The organism is Halorientalis regularis, assembly GCF_023698535.1.
GTDB classification, from domain to species: domain Archaea; phylum Halobacteriota; class Halobacteria; order Halobacteriales; family Haloarculaceae; genus Halorientalis; species Halorientalis regularis.
In genome coordinates this window covers 152,816-171,273 of record NZ_JALJCL010000002.1, presented here as the reverse complement: position 1 = coordinate 171,273, position 18,458 = coordinate 152,816, and the positions used below count along the sequence as shown (strand labels likewise).

Genomic DNA, 18,458 nt, shown 5'->3' with positions numbered 1-18,458 from the left:
CGACAGGACCACAAGAGTCGAAAGGGGGCCGTTCGTGGCCACCCGCATGGAGACCGAGCACAGGGTCGTCCTCGACGACGCGCGCACGCTGGCCGCCGTCGAGGACGACGCTGTCGACCTCGTCGTGACCTCGCCCCCCTACCCCCTGGTCGAGCAGTGGGACGCCCTGTTCGCGGACCTGGACCCCGCGGTCGAGACCGCGCTCGACGAGGGTGACGGCGACCGCGCCTTCCAGCTGATGCACGACGCGCTCGACACCGTCTGGGCCGAACTCGAACGCGTCCTGGCTCCGGGCGGCATCGCCTGCATCAACGTCGGTGACGCGACTCGTACCGTGGACGGCCAGTTCCAGCTGTGGCCCAACCACACCGAGATCGTCACCCGGATGCGCGACCACGGGTTCACCAGCCTCCCGGAGATCCTCTGGCGGAAACCCACCAACAGCCCGAGCAAGTTCATGGGGTCGGGCACCCTGCCGCCGAACGCCTACCCGACGCTGGAACACGAACACGTCCTCGTCTTTCGCAACGGCGATCTCCGGGAGTTCCCGCCGGGGGACGACGAGCGGTACGAGAGCGCCTACTTCTGGGAGGAGCGCAACGAGTGGTTCTCGGACTGCTGGGAGATTCTGGGCGAGGACCAGCACCTCGACGGCGACGGGACGCGCGAGCGGTCCGCAGCCTATCCCCTCGAAATCCCGCTCCGCCTGATCCGGATGTTCTCCACCTACGGGGACTCGGTCCTCGATCCGTTCCTCGGGACGGGGACGACGACCATCGCGGCGATGGTCGCCGGCCGCGACTCCGTGGGCTACGAACTCGATCCGGCCTTCGCCGACGCCATCGGCGAGAGCGTCGAGCGAGTCCCCGAACTCTCGGAACGGCTCGCCAGCGACCGCCTCGACGCCCACCGCGAGTTCGTCGAGCGCCGCCGCGCCGAGGGCGACCCGCCGGGCTACGAGGCCGCGAACTACGAGTTCCCCGTGACGACCAGAAACGAACGGGAGATCCAGCTGTACACCGTCGCCGACGTGGCGAGCGAGCGGCCCGACGACGGCCACCGCTATCTGGCGACCCACGAACCGTACTGACGGCCGCCGGGAGCCCAACCCGACTCGAACCGCCAAGTGGACAGGTTTTTATTCGGACTCGGACTGACCGGAGGTATGGACTTCGAATCGTTCGTGCTGGCGGCGGCCACGGCCGATCTGGGGGACGAGCCGGCCGCCCGCGAAGACGCAGACGCCGTCGAGTTCCGCATGGACCTCGCGACGGACCCGCTCGCGGCACTCGCCGACTACGACGGGGAGTTGCCGCTGATCGTGACCAACCGCGCGGACTTCGAGGGCGGGGAGGCCGACGACGGCGACGCCCGCCTCGACGCGCTCTGTGCCGCCGCCGAACACCCCGCGGTCGAAGCCGTCGACGTGGAACTCAGGACCGCCTCCGAGGGCGACGGTGGACGCGTGATCGACCACGCCCGCGATCACGGGGCCGCCGTCATCGTGTCGACCCACGACTTCGCGAAGACGCCCGAACCCCCCAAACTCCGGCAGTTGCTCGACCGGGCCTGCGAGTACGGCGACGTGGGCAAACTGGCGGTGACGGCCCGCTCGACCGACGACGTGCTCGAACTGCTGGCGGCGACCCGGGCCTCCGCGGCTGCCGGCGACCGGGTCGCGACGATGGCGATGGGCGAACCCGGCCGTCACTCCCGGGCGGTCGCGCCGCTGTACGGGTCGAAGATCGGCTACGCGCCCGTCGATCCGGCCGAGGCGACCGCGCCCGGGCAGTACGACCTCGCGACCCTGCGCCGACTCGTCGCCGAGCTGGAGTCGAAGCCGACCGAAGACTGACCGAACGTCGCACCGAACCGCCCGAGAACGGCCGGAGACACCGTTCATCGAAGGCGGAAGCTTAACAACCGCCCGTCACAGAATGCCGGGACAGTGCTAGATAGCGCCCGAAAGCGGCCGCTACTCGCCGCCGTGCTGGGACTCGTCTATCCGGGACTCGGCCACGTCTACCTGCGGGAGTGGGCGCGTGCGCTCCTGTGGTTCGGACTCATCATTCTCACCGGCTCGCTCATGATCCCCGACGGGGTCTACCCGACGACGCTGACCGTCGACTCGCTGATGCAGATGTCCCGCGCCATGCCGCTCCGGGCGGTGGTCGCGCTCTCGGCCGTGACGGGCATGAACATGGTCGACGCGTACATCCTGGCCTCGCGGGACAACGAGGCCAATCAGCGCGTCGCCGACGGGACGCAGTGTCCCAGTTGTGGGCGCGAGGTCGACTCCGATCTGGAGTTCTGTCACTGGTGTTCGACGGAACTGGACGGCGGGCCTGAAAAAAACTGAACGGCGAGTCGTCGGCCGGCCCTACATCGGGAACTGGCGCGGCTCGCGCTGGACCGAGATCCACTTCGTCTCGGTCAGTTCCCGCATGATCGCGTCGCCGTGGAACCGGCCGATGCCGGAGGCTTTCATGCCGCCGAAGGGCACGTTGGCTTCCTCGTTGATCGGCTGATCGTTGATGTGGACCATCCCCGCGTCGATGCCGTCGGCCACGTCCTCTGCGCGGTTGCGGTCGCCCGACCAGACCGAGGCCGCCAGCCCGTACTCCGTGTCGTTGGCCAGTTCGATGGCCTCCTCGTCGTCCGAGAAGGGGATGATCGGTGCGACCGGCCCGAAGTGTTCGTTACAGGCCGCGGTCATCTCGTTGGTCGCGTCCGAGAGGACGGTGGGTTCGACGACCAGCGAGTCCTCGACACCGTCGACGGGAACCGTGTCGCCGCCCGTCTCCAGCGTCGCGCCCTGCTCGACCGTTTCCTCGACGAACTGGAGGATCTGGTCGCGCTGGGTCTCGTTGATGATCGGGCCGACGATGTTGCCGTCGTGGACGCTGCCGGCCGGGAGCATCTCGGCTTTCTCGACCATGCCCTCGACGAACTCGTCGTAGATGGACTCGTGGACCAGGTGGCGATTGATCGAGATACAGACCTGTCCCTGGTGGGAGAAACTGCCGAAGGCGCTCCCCGAGAGGGCGTTGTCCAGATCCGCGTCTTCGAGGACGACGTTGGGGCCGTTCCCACCCAGTTCCATCGCGGGGAAGGCCAGCGAGTCGACGGCCTGTTTCGCGACGTGGCGACCGACTTCGGTGGAACCGGTGAAGGCAACCACGTCCACGTCGGGGTGGCCGGCCACGCGGTCACCGATCTCGGACCCTCTGCCGGGGACGCAGTTGACCAGGCCCGGCGGTGCCCCGGCCATCTCGAACAGCTTGGCGATGGCCAGCCCGCTCGTGACCGGCGTGTCCGAGGCGGGCTTGATGACCACGCCGTTACCCAGCGCGACGGCGGGCGCGACCGCACGGATCGCCAGGTGGAAAGGGAAGTTCCACGGCGGGATGACCGCGACGACGCCCGCTGGTTCTCGCTTGACGAGGTTCTCCTTGCCCTCGATGGTCGAATCCCGGATGTCGCCGCCGGCCCGTGAGGGGTAGGTCGCCGCCTCGGCGACGCCGCCCGCGGCCGTCTGGAGTTCGACGTTGCTCTTGAGCTGGGCGCTGCCCGACTCGGCCATGAGCAATTCGGTGAGTTCGTCCTCGTACTCGTCCATCAGCGCGTAGACCGTCTGGACGACCTCGGCGCGCTGGTCGGGGCTCTTCTCGGCCCAGCGCTCCTGGGCGCTTTTCGCCGCTGCGTAGGCGTCGTCCACGTCCTCCGTCGTGCCTGCGGGTACCCGCGTCCACTCCTCGCGTGTGGAGGGGTCCTCGACTGAGATCGTGTCACGGTCGCCCGGGCCGTGCCAGTTCCCGTCGACGTACAGGCAGTTCCAGTCCGCGTCCGCGGATAGCTCCGGTTCGGATCGCTCGGTCTGTGGTGTCTGTGCCATCAATCACTTATCGTTACGGAAGTCCAAAAACCCAGAGGTAGCGGAAACATCGTTAGTTACATCGGGCCCACTGAAAACAACGTTAGAATCCGAACCCTGCCACGGAAAAACGATCGACTACTTTTCGATGATGCTCTCGTCGACGGCCTCGCCGAAGTGGCGGGCGGTGTCCTCGTAGAACACCTTCAGTTCGTCGCCGGCTTCAAGGTCGGTGACGGCTTTCCGGCCCTCGCTCGTGGCCACCTTGATCGTCTCTGCGTTCTGGAGCAGGGTCTCGATGCGGTCGCCCTCCGCCGTCTCGGCCTGGACCCGGAACATGGGTCGTTTCTCGATTTTCACGCGGCCGACGATGGCTTCGCGGGTGTTGCCTTCGGTGTCGACGACTTGCACCTCGTCGCCGCTGCGCAGTTCCGAGAGGTACTTCGTTCCGCCGTCGGGCGTGCGGACGTAGGCGTGGACCGCGCCGGCGTTGACCCGGAAGGGACGGGAGGCGACGTAGGGAGATTCGGCCGTCTCGGCGTGGACGAAGAAGAGACCGCGGGACATCGAGCCGACGAGCATCCCCTCGTCGTGTTCCATGAGGTTGCCCGTGTCGACACAGACCCGGTCGGCGGAGCCCGTCTGTTCGATGGCCGTGATCTCGGCCCACTGGAGGTCGACGGACTCGCGCTGGCTCTCGTCGCGGACCTCGACCGTCTTCCGAATCTCGTCGGGGTCGTCGGTGTCGAGCAGGACGCCGTCCGAGCCCAGTTCCAGCGTCTCGAAGGCGGTGCGGGCCTCCTCGGCGGTCTGGACGCCGGCGATCAGGTCGGTCTCCTCGCCGATGCGGGCGATGAGGTTCTCCAGGGGAATAATCTGCCAGTCCTCGCCGATGACGAGGGTGTACTCGGCTTCTTCGGCGACCGCCTGGGCGAAGGCTTCGTAGTCCTCGTTCAGGATGCGGACGTAGCCACCCTGCGGGCTGTCGCCGTTCGAGCGCAGCGAGGAGAGATCGGCCGAGCCCGAGAAGTCCGTGGGCAGGTCGACGGTGCCGTCGCCTTCGCCGTCCTTGCCGACGACGACGGCGTCGGCTTCCGTGTCGTCCTCCTCGGCTTCCATCACGTGAACGTCGCCGTTCGAGAAGGCCGCGACGTTCACTTCCCCGAGTTCGCGGACACGGTCCACGTCGGACTCGTCGACCAGCACCCAGTCGACGCCGGCCTCCAGGCCGGCCGTGATGCGGCGTTTGCGTGTCTCCCAGTCGCCGACTTCGTCGTCGGCTTTCAGCCAGACGGAGCGTGTCATGTGTCACGCCTCGCAGTCGCCCGGCTTGAACATGGCGAAGTCGGGGGCAGTCACCGTCGCGATGCCGGGTCAGCGGCGCTCCCGTCTCGTCGCCTGGCGCGGGGCCGATCACCGACGGTCGGGCCAGGTGTTCGGGACTGCCGGACCGCTGTCCCGCCCGGGGCGGACGGCCTGCCAGTCGGTCCAGCTCGCGGATCGCTCGTCTACGTTCCCGTTCTTGTCGCCGACGCCCTGCGGGCCCGGTGGGACCGCGATGACGATGCCGGTCCGGGACGCGAAGGAGATCCGGTCGGCGTGCCCGAGCCGTTCGGCTCGCCCGTCGCCGTCGTAGTCGACGTTCGCGACGCCGCCGTCCCGCACGTAGGTGAGCGAACCGCCGGGGCCACTGGCCGGACCGGTCGCCGCCCGAACTGCGAAGCGGTCGTATCCACCGCGAACGTCGACGATCCAGGCGTTCACCGTCACCCACCACGCCGGGCCGACTGGGACGATGGGAAGACCCGCCGGGACTCTGCTCACTGCCCGCGTCAGTCGCTCGTCGAGTTTGTCGGTGAGTCGACTCGCACCCTCTCGGGTCGCGTTCTCGATGCCGGCGGCCAGTCCCAGCTTGACTTTTTGCCGGAGCAACTCCGCGGTCGTGCTGATCTTCGCCCGCGAGACCCGCGTGTCCTCGCCGGTCGCCGTCGCGTGCAAGCGCAACTGGAGCGTCGCCCGGATGCTGTCTTCCCGCGTCTCGTTGTGACCGACCGCTCGGTCGGCGATAGCCGCCGCGGCCGACCCGTTCGTCAGCGCCAGCGCTTTCGCGCCCGGCCCCTCCCACTGTGCGAGCGCGTCGTCCACGATGCGACGGCGCTCGGTCTCGTTGTCACCGATCCCGAACTCGGCCAGCTGATCCCCGAGCAGGTTCCGGGCGTCCCCGACCGTTCGCCGGACCACCCCGTCGAGTGACCTCGATTTCCGGTCGAGCGCGCGATCCAGCGTCTCGTTCTCGGTCGTCAGTTCGCTGGCCGCCCGGGTCGCGTGGAGGGTCCGGGCGGCCGTCCGGAGGCTGACCGTCGACCCGAGATCGACGCTCCCGAGCAGGGTGTCCGCAACGTCGCCGTGTGGCGACGCGAACAGGTTGATATTTTTCGCCGCCAGGGGACTGATGCGCGCATCATCTGGCAACGAGTCGGCGTACTTCGGGCCGACTTCCGCGACGGTCAGATACGCCGGAGACCCCTCGACGGCGGTGATGTCGACTCCGTCGATACCGGCTTCGACCGCTGTCCCGACACCGCTCCGGTTTTCCAGTGCCGCCCCGAGCAGTTCCGTCGAGCCCCCGCCAGCACTCCCGACCGCCGCACCGAGGTTCCGACTCCGCTGCTCCTGTCTGTCGGCCCGTTCATCGAGGAGTTGCCGCGTCCGTTCGACGAACACGCCCCGGGCGGCGAACCGTGCCTTCTCGGCGACGCTTCCGTACTCGCTCGGTGGATTCACCAGTCCGGCGAGCTTCCGGTGTAGTTCGGCCGCCGGGTTCGCCTCGAACGCACCGGCACGGCCGCGCTCGACGGTCACGGAGACGTTCGCGACCCGGTCCCGGAAGGCCGCGAGGTCGGCCAGTAGCCACCGGCGAATCCCGTCCGGAACTCGTCCCTGAATGGTCCGGCGACCGGTGATATTTTTTCCCTCCATGACCGCAGTCTTCGCGAGTTCGTCCGGGCCACCCCGTCCCTCGACGAGTCGCAGTCGCGCCCGCCGACTGACGTTGGCCAGGTTCGGGCCGTCGAGCGGCCCCGCGCCGGCTTCGTGAACGGTTTCGACCCCGCGAGCCGGTGCGTATTCGGTGTGGGCGTGGCGGCCGATCAGCGCCATCCCCACGTCGAATCGGAACGTGTCGCTCACCGCCGTGACGGTCGTCTCGTTACCGTCGACCCAGTGGCAGAACTTCGTCCGTTCCTGTCTCATCCGTCGCCCGTACGTGTCCAACGCGTGCCAGCCGTCCGGAATCGACGGACTCGCCTCGGTCGCCCCTTTTACTACCGGATCGCCCCCATCGACGCTCTCGTAGTCGAGTCGCCACCAGCCCTCGGGCTGGATGGACCAGCAACTCGGCAGGGACCCGCTGGTCCGATCTACCTCGCTGATCGTCTCGACTTCGGCGCTGTAAATCGACCGGACGAGCGACCGGAGGCTTACTGGCGCGGCGGCCCGGGCCAGCCCCCGGTCGGCGGTGCTGTTGACGCCGACGGTCATCCGGTCCCCGGGGTCGGGTGCCCCGGTGCTCGTGTCGAGGGAGGGAATATCGACGGGGACGTTCGGTCCCGGCCGCCCACCCCGGAACAGTGTCTTGACGTAGCCGCCCGGGATTCCCGCACCGCGAAGCAGGTCGGTCGTGGCGACGCCGACCATCGCCCGGTCCATCGCCCGACGGCCGGCCGCGTCGCTTCGGCCGAACAGGCGGCGCTGTTCGCGCAGGATCGCGCCGTTGGTCGTGATCTCGACGTGGCGGTTCGCCAGCACGTTCTCGATGGCGGCCCCGCCGGAACTGTACTGCACGTAGCCACGCGCCCAGACCAAAGCGTACAGCTGTGTCGTCAACCGAGTGGTGAGGCCTGATCGTCCGATCTCCGCGTTCAGCCGTCGGTCGAAGCGACCGACGCGCTCGTGAACGGCGAGCACCGGCGTCCGGACCACGACCGTCGGGCTCACCGTCCGGTGGACGACCGTCTCGGTCCCACGCTTTGTGGTCACGGTCACGTTCTCGACGCGCACTCTCAGCCGCGTCCGGTTGTCGTTTGCCGTTTCGACGTGGACTCGCTCCGTCGCCGCCGCCAGACTGCTGGCGTTCGGCGTCGCCGGAAGTGAGGCGGTCGCCGTCACGTCGCCGCGCCTGATCGTCAGCTCGTCCAGTCGCTCCCTCGCTCGCAGGTAAATCCGGATGCGCAGGGCGTCCCGGAACGGCGTTTCGTCGGAGAGGACTCGTCCCGCAGTCGTGTTCGCCCGGTCGAGAACCGGGTTCCGCGCCGCGGCGTCACCGGCCTCGACGACCGCCGTCCGGATCGCCGTCTGTGTCTCGCCGACGACACGGTCGACGGCCACATCCGTCGCCGGGTCCGCGGCCGGTCGATCCGGCTGGAGCCCCACGAACAGCGCCACGCTCCCGACCAGCAGGACGACGCCGACCAGCGCGAACGGGAGCCATCCACGGTCGTCGTCCCGGAAATCGGTGCTCCGGGTCACGGCGACCACGTCCGGACGGTGATCCGGACCTCTCCGACCGACACCGACTCAGCCGCGTCCCGGGGCGACTGGAAGCGGGTGCGCATGTCCGCGGCCAGTCGCTCACCCAGCGCCGTCGTGAGCCTGTCGTTGGCTTTCGTGGCGTTGTCGGCGACTGCCGGGGCCGTCACGCTCGTGCCGAGGAACCGCCCCAGCCGCTCGTATCGGTAGGTAACGAGTCCCTCGACGGGATAGTCGCCCAGCAGCGCACTCCGGGTGTGGTCCGGCGGGAACAGCCCCCGAACGATCCGCTGTGCCACGACCGCCCCCACTCGCTCGAAGGTGGCGTTCGTCCCGTTCCCGGCCGTCACTCGCCGTGCAGAGCCGCGGGCAGACGGGAGGCCACTCGCCACGACGACCGCCTCGGCGTGGACGGTCTCGGCCGGTGGCGGCGCGGGACCGACGGTGTACGCGCCCCGGATCGGCGCGCCGGGATACGGCTCCCAGCGTGCGCGAATCTGTGCGAGGTGAGTCCGTCCTCGGGTCAGGTTTCGGGTCGCGTTTGCCACCGCCCGCTGGAAGTCCGCCCGTGTGCGGGTGACGCGCCGGCCGCGAACGACGAGACTGCCGAGCGCGGCCGTCGAGAGGTGGCTCGCGAGCGTACCGTGGGCCGTCCGCTGGAAGGCCGCACCCTCCGTTATCGGGAACTCGACGACTCGTGACGACGCGTGCCGTGCGCCCGGCGCGAGCGTGTAGTGGACCGTCGCCGCACTCGTCGTGAGCGTGTCGGCCACGCCGTCGGCCGTGTCGGCGCTCGCCGGCGGTGCCGGACTCGTGACGAGTGCGAGGGTGCCGACCGCAACCCCGACGAGCAGGAGGAAGAAGGCCGTGTCGAGTACCGTGCTGATCGCTCGCATCACCACACCCTCACTGTGAGCCGCCCCGGCTGGACCCGTCCCGATCCGAGGGCAATACTCACTCTGGCACTCGCTCGCTGTGCAGACTCCGGCGGCGATGCACCCCGAGTCCACCGTCGGTCGCCGGCGGTCAGTGTCACGTTCAGCCGCCGTCCCGCCGGTGCCGCGGATTGCACGCGGCTCAACCGGTCCGGCCGGATCACACCGCTGGTCTCGACGGCGTCCTCGACGGCCGACAGTGTGGGCTGGGCGACGTTCCGGGGCTCGGTGCCCGGGAGTGCGTCGTCGACCGCGCCCGCGTAGATCGTCAGCCCGACGCCGAGCGCGAACACCGCGGCGATGGCCGCGACCGGCTCGACCTGTCCCCTACGCGCCGACGAGCGTGACATCGACCCCCTCCCAGGTGACGCGCCGAACGACGAGTCGGCCTGCCGTCGCTCGCCACGCGCGAGTTCGGTTCCGTGCCTCCGCTGCAGCCGCCCGGAACGCCGTGGCGTTCTGAAACACTTTCGCTGGCGGTTCGCCACGGAGGACCGCCGCGAGCGCCGTCCCGTTCCGGACCGGTGTGACGGGACCGTAGGCGAACGCCGCGTGCGCGGTGCCGCCGTCGTTCCGCAGGGCGATGCGACGGCTGCCGATCTCGACCGCCGTCGCGTCCACGCCGTGTTCGCCAGTCGCGTTGTGGGGACTGGTCGCCACAGCGTCGACCGTCGCCGCCGCTCGCTGGGCGTCCGGTGGAACCGTCGTCGGGAGTGCGACCGCCACCCCAAACGCGAGCGCGCTCGCCGTCGCGACGCCGAGCCAGAGATACCAGGTGTCGACCGGTGCATCGAACATGGACAGGGGTGGTCCCCTCTCGGTACTTAAGCGTTCAGACGAACAGCCCCACGGCGTGGATCGCGGCCAGGTAGGTCGCGGTCGCGACGAGCAGCGCCCACCCGACGCGGTAGCCGACCAGCGCGCGGTCGAGGCCGTGGGCCAGCCCCGTTGCGAGCGTCGTCAGGATCGCCGCGAGGACGAGCGCGTACGCACCGACCGCGAGTCCGAGGCCGGCCGTCGACGGCCCGGACGCTGCTCCCGCTGTGCCCACCGTCCCAGAGGCTCCCACAGCCCCAACCGCGAACGTCCCGCTCGCGTCCATCCCGGCGGCCAATGCGACGGTCGCGCCCCCGACCAGCGGCCCGAACAGCGCGGCCGTGTTGGCCAGCGTGCCGGTTACCGTCCCGATCTCGTGGCGTGCGTCGCGCTCGACCGCCGCGAGTTCCTCGACGTTGTCGGCCATCGCAACGATCGCGCGGCCCGCGGGCTGGCCTTCGCTGGCGGCCAGCGCCAGGAGGGTGGCGGTACTCCGCACCTGCGGACTCGGGATGTCAGCCAGCGCGCCGTGTTCACCGAGGAACGCCTCGCGGACACCGACTTTGAGCCGGCGCTGTCGCTGGGCGGCCGCCCGCAGAACTGCGCCGGTCGGGTCGGCTACCTCCTCGGCGGCGGTCGCGACGGCGCGCTCGACCGCCTCCCCCTCCTCCACGCGCCGCCCGATCTGGTAGAGCGCGTCGGCGAGGCCCTCCTCGACGGCCCGAACCCGCTCACGGACGGCGGTGATCGGTCGGTAGGAGACCACGAGCGCCCCGCCACAGCCAGCGCCGACAGCCGCGAGGGGCCCCGCCCACGACGCGACGAGCCTGCTGGCCAGGACCCACCCGGTCGCGCCGACCGCGAGTCCAGCGGCCAGCGCTGGCCACCGTCGACTCGGTACGTCCGGATGATCTCGTCCGACCGACGGCGGCGGGAAGGTGACCGGCCGGCGCACCAGGAGCCACGCGCTCGCGGCCACGAGAACGGCCGGCAGTGCGAGGTCGTAGAGTACGACGACGGCCGCGAGCGGGACGGACGCGCCCGCCGTCCGGACCGCGGGCAACATCGCGACCAGCGCGAGCGGGAGCAAGACGCCGAAGGCGTACAGCCCCGTGGCCGGCCCCTGCAGGCTCGAGGCGAACTCCGCCATCCGGTCGCGGGTGCCGTCGAGCACCGCCGACATCCCGCGGTCGAGGGCGCGTTCGCGCTCACCTTCGGGCGCGGTGCCCGCGGATTCGACGAGCAAGAGCGCGCGCCGCAATGCCGGGAACCACTCGTCCCACTCCGCCGTGAACGAGGGAAAGCCCGAGCCCGCCGACCCGGCGGCGCGGCGCACGTGCTCGCCGAGACTGTCCGCGAGCGGCCCCTGTCCGGTCTCGGCCGCGAAGGCCGCTGCCGTCTCAGTCGCCGGCGTCACTCGCATTCGGAGGACGGCCCGGCTCACCAGCGCCGGTGCTTCCCCGAGCGCGCGTGTCCGCCGAGCCGTCGCGAGCGCGTGGGGTGCGCTGTGGACCGCGTGGACGACGGCCAGCGCGCCCGCTCCACCACAGCCGAGGACGAGCGGTACCGTCCCTGCCGGTGCGACGACGCCCGCGAGGACGACCACGGGGACACACAGTAGCGCGGCCCCGTACCCCGCACGGACGACGGTCTCGGGGGACAGATCCGAGGCGAGGAATCCGAGTGCCCGATCGAGGTCGGCGCTCCCCTCGGCCGGCCACGGATAGCACTGCGCGAGCAGTCGGACGACTCGCTCGATGGCGACCGTCATGCTGTCCGCTCCGCTCTTCGTCGGGCGTGAGCCTGCCGGATCGTCTCCGGATCGGTGCGGCCGCCGTCGGCGAGGTCGGCCAGCCAGTCGGTCCGTTCATCGAGGCCGTTCCGGACGGCCGCGTAGCTCTCGGTCGAACGGACCAGCCCGTCGATCAGTCGGCTGTTCCCGCGCTCGATTCGCCCGGTCGAACTCAGCTCTCCGGAATCAAGTTCGAACAGCGTCTCGAAGCCGACGCCGTCGGCGGTGACGACCTCCTCGATCCGTTTGACCCGCCGGGCGCGACCGGTCGGTGACTCGTAGGGTTCCAGCGTCACCAGCAGGTCGGTCGCGCCGAAGGAGGACTCCGGGACGCCCAGGTCGGTGACGACGCGCTCGCGGACGGCCGCGCCGCCGTCGCCGTGGATCGTTCCCAGCACCGCGCTCCCGCTCGCGCCGACCCGCATCGCCTCGTAGAGGACACCCGCCTCCTCGCCGCGAACCTCGCCGACGACCAGTGCGCCCTCGCCGAGTCTGAGCGCGGTCCGGAGCGCTTCGGCCGGGGCGAGTGCTCCGCTATCGTCGTCCCCGGTTCGAAGCGACTGCACGTCCCGGCCGGCGGCCTGTAACTGCCCGACCGGTAATTCCGGCGTGTCCTCGATGACCACGGTCCTGATCTCGGCTGACAGTTCCCACAGCAGGGCACCGAGCATCGTGGTCTTCCCGGCACCGCGGGTCCCGGCCAGCAGGGTCGCGGCATCGCGCTCGACGGCCAGCGAGAGCAACGCGGCCGCGTTCGCGGTGAGCGTCCCGTTGTCGATCAGGGCCGGGAGCGTCCACGCTTGCCGCTCGTGGGCGCGGAAGGTGAAGGCGATCCCATCGCTGACCGGTTCGGTGACGCCGGCGACCCGGACGCGTCGGTCCGCGACCGTCGCCGTCGCGTCGAGCGCCGGACTGGCCCGCGAGAAGGCCCGCCCGCTCTCGCGTCGGAACCGCGAGGCCAGTGCCTCGATACCGCCCTCGGTGAGCCGAACGTTCGTCGTCAACGTCTCGCCGTCGACGCGAACGCGGATCCGATTGCTCGCCGCTGGTGCCGTCACGAACACGTCCGTGACTCGCTCGTCGGCGAACAGATCGGTGAGGACGCCGTGGCCCTGTGTGTGTTTTTCGAGGACGCGCTCCAGTTCTCCGACGGTCGCGTCCAGCGCGGACTCGTCGTCGACCACGCGCCGGACCGCGCGACCTGGCGCACGCTCGCCGCCGGTCACCGCACCGCTGGCCAGCCGGTCGTAGGCTGTGACCAGCCGTTCGGTCGCTGCCCGACCGAACCCGTGTTCGACCGGTTCGAGATGGTAGAGCCGGCGCTCACGGTCCGGTTCCGCGTAGATCCGAGCGACTGCTCCCGTCTCCAGATTCTCTCGCGACGCGAACCTGGCCGTCGCGGGCGGCTGGAGTCGCACCCGCGACCGGCTGATAGTCGGCCCGACCGCGGGGGCCAGCAGCTCCTCGTATCCGCCGGCCTGTGTGGCCACTTCGGCCAGCCCGGTCTCGGCCGCCAGTGTCGCGACTGGCCCCGCCCGCCCCGTGGCGGCCCGGGCAGCCCCGAGCGGATCGCGGCGTGCCCGGTCGGCGATGGCTTCGTCGTGGAACGCGGCCGCGTCGGCGAACCGACCGGCAGCAACGAGCGTGGCCGCCGCCGCCCCCTCGTAGGCCCGCTCGACGCCCGCGGCCCGGGTACAGATGGCGTCGGCGTCTCGCTCGCAGAGCGCGTCGACGACCGCGGCCCGACAGGTCGGTTCGGTCGCGAGCAGCCCTCCGCCCGGGCAGTCTCCGGCGTCGATAACCAGTCTGTCATCGTCGAACGACGGTGTACAGCGACAGCCCGTCTCGTCGTCACCACCGCGGACGCGACTGAGTACTCCCATAGCCGTCGCTCGTCCCGTTCCCGGATTTAAATCTCGGGGAGCCGCCGGACCGCGATCAGTCGCTCGCCGTCGCGTTCGATGCGCGTCAACGCGATCCGGTGTTGACCCGGCGATTCCAGAACCAGCGGCTCGTCGCGGATACGGCCATCTCGATAGTGGGCTACCCGGACCCCGGGGAGTCGCCGCGTCTTGACCTCGCCGCCATGAACTCGCCACGCGAGATCGACGGCTGATCGACTGACCGAACGCGCCTGCTCCGGGGCGCCGCCGAGCGAGAGCGCTGTGACACCGGTGGTCGTCCGGAATCGTGCCGGAATCTCGACCGTGACGACCCGGCGCGCACCAGGCCCGTTGCCTACAGCGGTCTCACGGTGCCGGAGGTCCGCGATGGCCGTCCGGAGCCGGTCAGCGTCGGCCGTGAGCGTCGCCTCACTGCGCTCACGGGCTGCCAGCTCGATCCCCGGCAGACTGGCCGCGAGCAGTGCCGACGCGAGAACGACCGCCACGACCACTCGGAGCATCAGAGCGCGTCACGCAAGTCGGAGAGGAAGCCGCCCCCGTTCTCGTCGTCGTCGTGCCGTCCCGGGCCGGTTGCGGTATCGCTCCGATCCCGTGGATGCGCGCGCCTCTCGGATCGGTCTGGCTGTCGTCTCACGCCGCCACGACCGCTCCCGTCACACGGTGGCCGTCGTTCCTGCTTGCTCTCGTCTCGACCGGTGATCCGACGTGCGATATCTCCGGGTGATTCGGGCGAGTCGTCGTCTCTTCCGTCGACTCGTGACTGGCCATCGTGCTGGCCCGTTTCATCGGCGTCGTCGTGCGGATACCGGCGGTTGCGGTCGGTCCCGTGACGCTCCAGTTCTTCGACCTTGGCGAGGGCGGTGTCGGCCCGGCGCTCCACGTCGCGGTTGACGGTTCGGACGTTGCCGACGTACCCGCGCACTGCCTGGACGCTGGCAGCCAGGTCCGTAAGCTGGGATTCGAGGTCGTCGACCCGCCCCCGCAGTTCGTCGAGTTCGCGCTCGCGTTCGGCGGCCTCGGCGACCGCCGCCAGGTCCGTCTCCCCGTCGGCGAGCGCCCGTTCGACCGCTTCGAGCCGTGCTTCCACGTCGTCTTCGTCCATAATCGTGGCTGGTCCCGTACCGGTATTTCAACGCTTGGGTCCCAAGATTGAATACCCGGTTCGGTGTTAGTTACGCGCTACAGCGATAGTAACAAACCGCTCGGTGCGGGCTCCGACGCACGCGAGGCGCTCTCGCGGGGACTTACCAGCCATGCACGACACAGACATCCACACGGTAACGGTGACGTTGGTGACGCTGTTCACGGCCGCGCTCGTCGCGACCGCCGGTATCGGCACGGCAGTCGCACAGGTCGACGACGGCGACGCCGACAGTACGGAACGACAGTTCGACTTCGACGCCGGTCCCGACTCGTCGGTCGACTTCGAGTTCGCCGACGGGAGTCCCGACTTCGATTTCGGCGGTGACGACCGTGACGAACCGGGCTTCAGCTTCGGTGGCGGGGACGACGAACCGGGTTTTAGCTTCGGCGGCGATGACGGTGACGCGCCGATTTTCGGGTTCGGTGACGGCGACGACGCCCCCTCCTTCGGTGGCACGGACGGCGACGACGCACCGTCGTCCGACTTCGGTGACGACGGCGACAGCGAACCCGACGATGGCGACGACACTGGCGATGGCGATACCGGTGACGAGCAGGCCAGCGTGGTTCTGGTGCCGACGGTCACGGACACGAATTCCCCGGTCGAGGAGACGGCGACGCTCACCGTCGTCGCGACAGTCGAGAACACCGGTTCCGGAGACGGAACGGGGACTGTGGAACTCACCGTCGACGGCCAGTCCGCGGACAGCCGGCAGGTCGATCTCGCGGCCGGGGCGACTACCACCGTCTCCCTGTCGTGGACGCCACAGCCCGGCGACGCGGGCGAGTACACCGCGACGGTCACGACCGCCAACGACACCGCCACGACGAGCGTGAGCGTCGTGAACGAGTCGGACGGCGGCGACGGCGGGACGGTGTTGCCCTTCCGACCGTCGTCGTTCAGGGGATACGTGGAAGGCGAGACCGGGTATCTGCACACCGGGATCGGCAACGACTCGTTCGTGATCGACTTCACCGAGTGTCGGAACTTCAAGCCGACCGGCGAGTACGTCCAGCAACACCCGGACTACCTGCCCATCGACCCGTGCATCGTCCTGACCGGCAACGTCTCGGCGGAGACCGACACCTGGGAGGGCGAGTTCCAGACCTCGCGGGTCACCGGGTCGATCACCGACACGGCGGTCGGTGCCGCATACTACGCCGCCAACATCACCACGACCGACGGGGTGTCGGGCACGTTCGACCTGACGACGGGTGAGATCACCGGCCAGGGCACCGCCGAGATAAACGTCACCGTCTGGAACGTCGACCACGTCGGCGTCCCGTGGGCGCAACGCGGTGACCCGATCTCGGACGACACCTGCCACATCCCGAACGTCCCGCTGCGGCTCTCGACGGAGAAAAGTTACGAGCCGAAATCACCGAGCTCGTCGACCGACCTCGTCTCGGGCATGCGGTTGAACGACGCCAACGAGACCACCGTCGTCTCCAACGACTTCGCCGTCGGGAGTGCCAAGGATTGTGGCGAAGTCTACGGATACATCAACATCAGCAACCAGATCAACGCCGAACTCGGGATTCCGGCCGAGGCGGGGCGCAACGAGCTGGTCTTCGACTTCGATCTCGATATGAAGCGGTAGTCGGCCCGCCCCCACCTTTGATTAGTCGGACTCACGTTGGTGATGATATGAAAGTCGTCCTGATTGGTGTCGGACAAGCAGGAGGGAAGATCGCGCAGGCCCTCGCGGAATTCGACTACGACCGCGGATTCGAGGCGGTCCAGGGTGCCTTCGCGGTCAACACGGCGCGTGCGGACCTCCAGAATCTCGACATCGACACGATGCTGATCGGGCAGGACCGGGTGAAAGGACACGGCGTCGGTGGCGACAACGAACTCGGGGCCGAGATCATGCAGGCAGAGGCCACCGAGGTCATGGACGAACTCGACGGCCGTGTCACCAGCGAAGCCGACGCCGTCTTCGTCGTCGCCGGCCTCGGCGGTGGCACCGGGAGCGGCGGCGCGCCCATGCTCGCCCGCGAACTCAAACGCGTCTACACGATGCCGATCTACGGCCTCGCGGTCCTCCCCGGCCGCGACGAGGGTGCGATCTACCAGGCCAACGCCGGCCGCTCGCTGAAGACATTCACCAGGGAAGCCGACTCCGTCCTCGTCATCGACAACGACGCCTGGAAGACCTCCGAGGAGAGCATCGAGGAAGGGTTCGCGGCGATCAACGACCGCATCGCCGAACGCGTCGGCCTGTTGCTGGCGGCCGGTGAGATCGTCGAAGGCGTCGGCGAATCGGTCGTCGACTCCAGCGAGATCATCAACACGCTCAAAAACGGGGGCATCGCCTCGCTGGGCTACGCCTCCGCGCTGGCCGACGAGGACGCCGGCGAGAACATCAACGCCATCACCTCCACCGCGCGGAAAGCCCTCCTCACCGGCACCTCCCTCCCCCAGGCCGTCGAAGCCGACAAAGCCCTCCTCGTGATCGCCGGCCACCCCGACCGCATCGCCCGCAAAGGTGTCGAACGCGCCCGCAAGTGGCTCGAAGAGGAGACCGGTAGCCTCGAAGTTCGGGGTGGCGACTTCCCACTCAGTAGCGAGCGCATCGCCGCGCTGGTCCTGCTGGGCGGCGTCGAACGCTCCCAGCGCGTCCAGGAGTTCATGGACCGGGCCCGCGAGGCCAGCAAACAGCAGGAGGACCCTCAGGAGAGCGCCGAAGACGCCTTCCAGAACGACGAACTCGACGACCTGATGTAGCCCCGGCCGCCTGTCGGATTTTTCGACGCTGGTGTCTGTCTCGTAGCTCTTCGAAACAACTAATCAGCGCCCCCGAGAAGTGCCAGTCATGGCTGAGGACGAATCCGAAGACGAGGGGCCTGCCGTCGAGCTCGGTGACGGCGAACCAGTCGAGGGTGTGCCGCTGGCGCAGGTCTCGGCGCGACTGATGTGGGGCGCGAAAAAGAGCTACATCCAGCAGCGCGAGGGCGACACGACCATCCGGACGCCCGACGGCCCCCGCGACCTCGGCGACGTACTCGACGAAGTCGAGGAGACCTACTTCCAGCGCCGCCAAGAGTTCGAGGAATCGGTCCGCGAGGTCGTCGGCACCGGCCCCGTCCCGACCGCCGAGTAATCCCCGGCTTTCGGTCGAATGCCCGGCCAAACGTGGACATCGTTCACCACTTCCGGCGTCACCGACGGACCGAACCGATCCACTACCCAGGACCGACCGAGTACCGTCTCGGTTCGCTCCACCCAATAGTTGTCTCGTATTCCGACATATCGCGCCCCCTACGTACGGGGGCACGACGACTCTCGACCCACGACTCTATCTCGATAGTATATTTCGACAACTGATTTCGAACGAAGTTTTCTGCATTCTCAGGAACTCTGGACGGCACTTTCGATTATCATACAATGAAATAGCGGAGCAAATACTAATGTTGTCTGGCCCAACTAGAGAACGATGCTACCTACGGATTGGTCCTGGCAATTT

General features: G+C 69.0%; 16 protein-coding genes. 6 read left to right on the top strand and 10 right to left on the bottom strand.

What is annotated here, in order from left to right:
- Positions 1–46 precede the first annotated feature (46 nt).
- From MU521_RS03115 to MU521_RS03105, 3 genes are all read left to right on the top strand, one after another.
- Positions 47–1,090 (top strand): DNA-methyltransferase, encoded by a 1,044-nt coding sequence (locus tag MU521_RS03115; protein ID WP_092689609.1) that lies wholly within the window; start codon positions 47–49, stop codon positions 1,088–1,090.
- 75 nt (positions 1,091–1,165) lie between these two features.
- Positions 1,166–1,855: a type I 3-dehydroquinate dehydratase gene (locus MU521_RS03110; RefSeq protein WP_092689606.1), complete on the top strand. Its 690-nt coding sequence runs from the start codon at positions 1,166–1,168 to the stop codon at positions 1,853–1,855.
- Between the two features lie 93 nt (positions 1,856–1,948).
- Complete coding sequence (locus MU521_RS03105) at positions 1,949–2,359, top strand: zinc ribbon domain-containing protein (protein ID WP_092689603.1); 411 nt, start codon at positions 1,949–1,951, stop codon at positions 2,357–2,359.
- Between the two features lie 21 nt (positions 2,360–2,380).
- Here MU521_RS03105 and MU521_RS03100 read toward each other — a convergent pair whose 3' ends face one another.
- The 10 genes from MU521_RS03100 to MU521_RS03055 all read right to left on the bottom strand — a co-directional run bounded on the left by MU521_RS03100 (position 2,381) and on the right by MU521_RS03055 (position 14,950).
- Positions 2,381–3,895 carry an aldehyde dehydrogenase family protein gene (locus tag MU521_RS03100; RefSeq protein ID WP_092689601.1) on the bottom strand — a complete coding sequence of 505 codons (1,515 nt, stop codon included), beginning with the start codon at positions 3,893–3,895 and terminating at the stop codon, positions 2,381–2,383.
- Positions 3,896–4,012: 117 nt separating this feature from the next.
- A complete protein-coding gene (locus MU521_RS03095; protein ID WP_092689599.1) occupies positions 4,013–5,179 on the bottom strand; it encodes a 3-dehydroquinate synthase II in 1,167 nt (388 codons plus the stop codon).
- A 108-nt stretch (positions 5,180–5,287) separates the two neighbouring features.
- A complete protein-coding gene (locus tag MU521_RS03090; protein WP_139171068.1) occupies positions 5,288–8,401 on the bottom strand; it encodes a DUF7286 family protein in 3,114 nt (1,037 codons plus the stop codon).
- Positions 8,398–9,297 carry a DUF7284 family protein gene (locus MU521_RS03085; RefSeq protein ID WP_092689593.1) on the bottom strand — a complete coding sequence of 300 codons (900 nt, stop codon included), beginning with the start codon at positions 9,295–9,297 and terminating at the stop codon, positions 8,398–8,400. Before MU521_RS03085 ends, MU521_RS03090 begins: the two co-directional genes overlap by 4 nt.
- A complete protein-coding gene (locus MU521_RS03080) occupies positions 9,297–9,686 on the bottom strand; it encodes a DUF7285 family protein (RefSeq protein ID WP_092689590.1) in 390 nt (129 codons plus the stop codon). The genes MU521_RS03085 and MU521_RS03080 overlap by 1 nt, the downstream gene beginning before the upstream one ends.
- Positions 9,664–10,134 carry a DUF7283 family protein gene (locus MU521_RS03075; protein WP_092689586.1) on the bottom strand — a complete coding sequence of 157 codons (471 nt, stop codon included), beginning with the start codon at positions 10,132–10,134 and terminating at the stop codon, positions 9,664–9,666. The genes MU521_RS03080 and MU521_RS03075 overlap by 23 nt, the downstream gene beginning before the upstream one ends.
- Positions 10,135–10,168: 34 nt before the next feature.
- The gene (locus MU521_RS03070) at positions 10,169–11,923 is read right to left on the bottom strand and encodes a type II secretion system protein (RefSeq protein WP_092689582.1); all 1,755 of its coding nucleotides are present in this window, start codon (positions 11,921–11,923) and stop codon (positions 10,169–10,171) included.
- The gene (locus MU521_RS03065; RefSeq protein ID WP_092689579.1) at positions 11,920–13,827 is read right to left on the bottom strand and encodes an ATPase, T2SS/T4P/T4SS family; all 1,908 of its coding nucleotides are present in this window, start codon (positions 13,825–13,827) and stop codon (positions 11,920–11,922) included. The genes MU521_RS03070 and MU521_RS03065 overlap by 4 nt, the downstream gene beginning before the upstream one ends.
- 26 nt (positions 13,828–13,853) lie before the next feature.
- Positions 13,854–14,348, bottom strand: coding sequence for a DUF7311 family protein (locus tag MU521_RS03060; RefSeq protein WP_092689575.1), 495 nt, complete (start codon positions 14,346–14,348; stop codon positions 13,854–13,856).
- Positions 14,348–14,950, bottom strand: coding sequence for a DUF7310 family coiled-coil domain-containing protein (locus MU521_RS03055; RefSeq protein WP_092689573.1), 603 nt, complete (start codon positions 14,948–14,950; stop codon positions 14,348–14,350). Before MU521_RS03055 ends, MU521_RS03060 begins: the two co-directional genes overlap by 1 nt.
- Before the next feature lie 151 nt (positions 14,951–15,101).
- Here MU521_RS03055 and MU521_RS03050 point away from each other — a divergent pair, with 151 nt between their 5' ends.
- The 3 genes from MU521_RS03050 to MU521_RS03040 all read left to right on the top strand — a co-directional run bounded on the left by MU521_RS03050 (position 15,102) and on the right by MU521_RS03040 (position 18,095).
- The gene (locus tag MU521_RS03050) at positions 15,102–16,592 is read left to right on the top strand and encodes a CARDB domain-containing protein (protein ID WP_092689570.1); all 1,491 of its coding nucleotides are present in this window, start codon (positions 15,102–15,104) and stop codon (positions 16,590–16,592) included.
- Between the two features lie 47 nt (positions 16,593–16,639).
- A complete protein-coding gene (locus MU521_RS03045; RefSeq protein WP_092689567.1) occupies positions 16,640–17,719 on the top strand; it encodes a tubulin/FtsZ family protein in 1,080 nt (359 codons plus the stop codon).
- An 88-nt stretch (positions 17,720–17,807) separates the two neighbouring features.
- On the top strand, positions 17,808–18,095 hold the full coding sequence (locus tag MU521_RS03040; RefSeq protein WP_092689564.1) for a DUF5789 family protein: 288 nt from the start codon (positions 17,808–17,810) through the stop codon (positions 18,093–18,095).
- Positions 18,096–18,458: the final 363 nt, after the last annotated feature.

Coding starts and splice junctions, on each gene's coding strand:
- MU521_RS03100 (WP_092689601.1), bottom strand. CDS start 3,895: ATGGCACAGACACCACAGACCGAGCGATCCGAACCGGAGCTATCCGCG.
- MU521_RS03070 (WP_092689582.1), bottom strand. CDS start 11,923: ATGACGGTCGCCATCGAGCGAGTCGTCCGACTGCTCGCGCAGTGCTAT.
- MU521_RS03055 (WP_092689573.1), bottom strand. CDS start 14,950: ATGGACGAAGACGACGTGGAAGCACGGCTCGAAGCGGTCGAACGGGCG.
- MU521_RS03075 (WP_092689586.1), bottom strand. CDS start 10,134: ATGTTCGATGCACCGGTCGACACCTGGTATCTCTGGCTCGGCGTCGCG.
- MU521_RS03040 (WP_092689564.1), top strand. CDS start 17,808: ATGGCTGAGGACGAATCCGAAGACGAGGGGCCTGCCGTCGAGCTCGGT.
- MU521_RS03080 (WP_092689590.1), bottom strand. CDS start 9,686: ATGTCACGCTCGTCGGCGCGTAGGGGACAGGTCGAGCCGGTCGCGGCC.
- MU521_RS03065 (WP_092689579.1), bottom strand. CDS start 13,827: ATGGGAGTACTCAGTCGCGTCCGCGGTGGTGACGACGAGACGGGCTGT.
- MU521_RS03045 (WP_092689567.1), top strand. CDS start 16,640: ATGAAAGTCGTCCTGATTGGTGTCGGACAAGCAGGAGGGAAGATCGCG.
- MU521_RS03060 (WP_092689575.1), bottom strand. CDS start 14,348: ATGCTCCGAGTGGTCGTGGCGGTCGTTCTCGCGTCGGCACTGCTCGCG.
- MU521_RS03115 (WP_092689609.1), top strand. CDS start 47: ATGGAGACCGAGCACAGGGTCGTCCTCGACGACGCGCGCACGCTGGCC.
- MU521_RS03110 (WP_092689606.1), top strand. CDS start 1,166: ATGGACTTCGAATCGTTCGTGCTGGCGGCGGCCACGGCCGATCTGGGG.
- MU521_RS03085 (WP_092689593.1), bottom strand. CDS start 9,297: ATGCGAGCGATCAGCACGGTACTCGACACGGCCTTCTTCCTCCTGCTC.
- MU521_RS03095 (WP_092689599.1), bottom strand. CDS start 5,179: ATGACACGCTCCGTCTGGCTGAAAGCCGACGACGAAGTCGGCGACTGG.
- MU521_RS03050 (WP_092689570.1), top strand. CDS start 15,102: ATGCACGACACAGACATCCACACGGTAACGGTGACGTTGGTGACGCTG.